Here is a 2504-nt window from a genome sequence, read left to right as displayed (position 1 = left end):
GCCGCGCCAGGAATAGATCGACTGGTCGTCGTCGCCGACGATGAACACACGGCCGGTGGCGCCGGCCAGAAGCCGTATCCAGGCATACTGCAGCGCATTGGTGTCCTGGAACTCGTCGACCAGAATATGCGTAAAGCGCCGACGATAATGCGCCAGCAGATCGGTATTGTCGCGACAGATCTCGTAGGCGCGCAGCAGCAGCTCGGGGAAATCGACCAGCCCGGCCGCCTCGCGCGCGGCCTCGTAGGCGGTATAGACCCGGATCATCTGGGATCTGGCGTAATCCCCATTGCTGCCGGACGCCAGATCCGCCGGGCGCTCGGCGTCTTCCTTGCAGCTGTTGATGAAGCCGGCCATCTGGCGCGGCGGCCAGCGCTGCTCGTCCATTTCCAGACCGCGCATCACCCGTTTGACCAGCCGCAGTTGATCGTCGGAATCGATAATCTGGAACGCCTGGGGCAGCTTCGCCTCCTTGTAATGCAGGCGCAGCAGCCGATGCGCGATGCCGTGAAAGGTGCCCACCCACATCGCCCGGGCCGGCACGCGCAGCATCGGCTCGAGCCGGGACCGCATCTCGCCGGCGGCCTTGTTGGTGAAGGTGACCGCCAGGATCGACTGCGGCGAGACACCCTCGACGCCGATCAGCCACGCGATACGGTGAATCAGGACGCGGGTCTTGCCCGAGCCCGCGCCGGCCAGCACGCGCATATGCGCCGGCGGCGCGCCGACCGCTTCGCGTTGGGCATCATTAAGACCGTCGAAAATAGCCGATACGTCATCCATCCGCCGATTGTAACTGGGGGCTATTGCCATTTCATACGACGCCGCGCCGGCGGCCATTTTGTCGCAAGACAAGACGCAGCGGGCGTACGGTAGTCATTCTACCGTAGCGCGCTGCAACGCTGGATTGCGGCAAAATGGCCCCGGCCCTTCGGGTTGCGGCCCCAAATCGCGCCATCCGGTGTTGCAGAGCCTGACCGCAGAATGACTGCGGCCGGCGCTCTGCGTCTTGGCTGACACGATTTGGGGTCGCAACGCGGGGCCGTATGAAATGGCAATAGCCCCCTAAGACATTTCAAGTTCAGCCGGCCCTGGTAATCTCGGGTGACCATATCGATCAACGTCACTCCATGCCTCGTTCGATGACCCGTCTGCTCGCGATTGTTCTGGCGGCCGCGGCGCTCGCCGGTTGCGCCACCTCGCCGACCGGGCGCAGCCAACTCATGCTGTTCGGCCAGCAGAAACTGGATGTGCTGGGCAATAAAAGCTTCGCGGAGCTCAAGCAGCAGACGCCGATCGACAACAACGCCGCCGACAACCGCTTCGTGAAATGCGTGGCCCATGCCATCATTTCGACGCCCGGCGTATCCGAGGCGGCCGGCACCGACGACTGGGACATCAAGGTCTTCAAGTCCGACCAAATCAACGCTTTTGCCCTGCCCGGCGGCAATATCGGCGTCTACTCCGGCCTTCTGCCGGTCACCCGGAACGGCGCTCAGCTGGCGGCCGTGATCGGCCACGAAGTGGGCCATGTCATCGCCGGTCATCCGAACGAGCGCATGTCCGAGCAGTACGCCACCCAAGGCGGGCTGGCGATCCTTTCGGCATTCCTCGGCGGCGCCGGCGGCGCCTCCAGCCAGGCGATCATGTCGGCGCTGGGCGTGGGCGCCCAGGTCGGCATCCTGCTGCCGTTTTCACGCGCCCAGGAAAGCGAAGCCGACATCATCGGCCTGGAACTCATGGCGCGCGCCGGCTTCGATCCGCGCCAGTCCGTCCAGCTATGGCAGAACATGTCCGCCGCCGCCAACGGCCAGGAACCCACCGAGTTCCTGTCGACGCATCCCTCGAATGATGATCGGATACAGGCGTTGCGGGCCCATATGGACGAGGCCATGCAGATCTACCGGCAAGCCGATGACCACCCGCACTGTCCGCACCCTTAGCGGGGGCTTACAAAACTACTGCGCCGCCGTTTCGGGCCGACCGGCGCTCGAACTGACGGCGCTCGCTACGTTTTGGTGAATCCCTCTCAAGAAGCCCGCAATCAGGAGTTGTCGACGACCGCCCGTCAGCTTGACAAACCCGCCTGTTGCGGTAGCCGACAAAAGCGGTAGACTTCGAGAAAGGTGGCCCTATGCCGCGTCCCGTTGGTCTTAGTTTTGGTGTCATGACGAGTCCGTACGGTTTTTAAGTAATGACACACGTTTGTTAGCTAGGATCAGTCGAGATGAATATTTACGTCGGCAACCTGTCGTGGAACTCCACGGACGACGACCTGCGCACCGCCTTCGAGGCGTTCGGGGAAGTCTCTTCCGCGAAGGTCATCATGGATCGCGAGACCGGGCGTTCGCGCGGTTTCGGATTCGTAGAAATGTCCGATGACAACGCGGCGCGCCAGGCCATCGAAGGCATGAACGGCAAGGACCTGCAGGGCCGTACCCTGCGTGTCAACGAAGCCCGCCCGCGTGACGATCGCCCGCGCGGCCCGCGTCGCTTCTAACCCC

Annotated in this window: 3 protein-coding genes; 2 read left to right on the top strand and 1 reads right to left on the bottom strand. The window is 63.4% G+C overall.

Features of this window, described 5'->3' with window-relative positions:
- Positions 1 to 813, bottom strand: an 813-nt coding sequence (locus tag VFJ08_RS13430; RefSeq protein ID WP_349257016.1) for a UvrD-helicase domain-containing protein, incomplete at its 3' end; no start/stop codon positions are given.
- Between the two features lie 317 nt (positions 814 to 1130).
- On the opposite strand from VFJ08_RS13430, the gene VFJ08_RS13425 reads away from it, so the two are divergent.
- Positions 1131 to 1943: a M48 family metallopeptidase gene (locus VFJ08_RS13425; protein ID WP_324997729.1), complete on the top strand. Its 813-nt coding sequence runs from the start codon at positions 1131 to 1133 to the stop codon at positions 1941 to 1943.
- A gap of 284 nt (positions 1944 to 2227) precedes the next feature.
- A complete protein-coding gene (locus tag VFJ08_RS13420; protein WP_324997728.1) occupies positions 2228 to 2500 on the top strand; it encodes an RNA-binding protein in 273 nt (90 codons plus the stop codon).
- Positions 2501 to 2504: the final 4 nt, after the last annotated feature.

It is taken from the genome of Salinisphaera sp. (assembly GCF_035690525.1).
Classification (GTDB): Bacteria; Pseudomonadota; Gammaproteobacteria; order Nevskiales; family Salinisphaeraceae; genus Salinisphaera.
This window is presented reverse-complemented; position numbering and strand designations above follow the sequence as displayed.

Excerpts from the sequence above, each read along its gene's own strand:
- VFJ08_RS13420 (WP_324997728.1), top strand. The coding sequence starts at position 2,228 with ATGAATATTTACGTCGGCAACCTGTCGTGGAACTCCACGGACGACGAC.
- VFJ08_RS13425 (WP_324997729.1), top strand. The coding sequence starts at position 1,131 with ATGCCTCGTTCGATGACCCGTCTGCTCGCGATTGTTCTGGCGGCCGCG.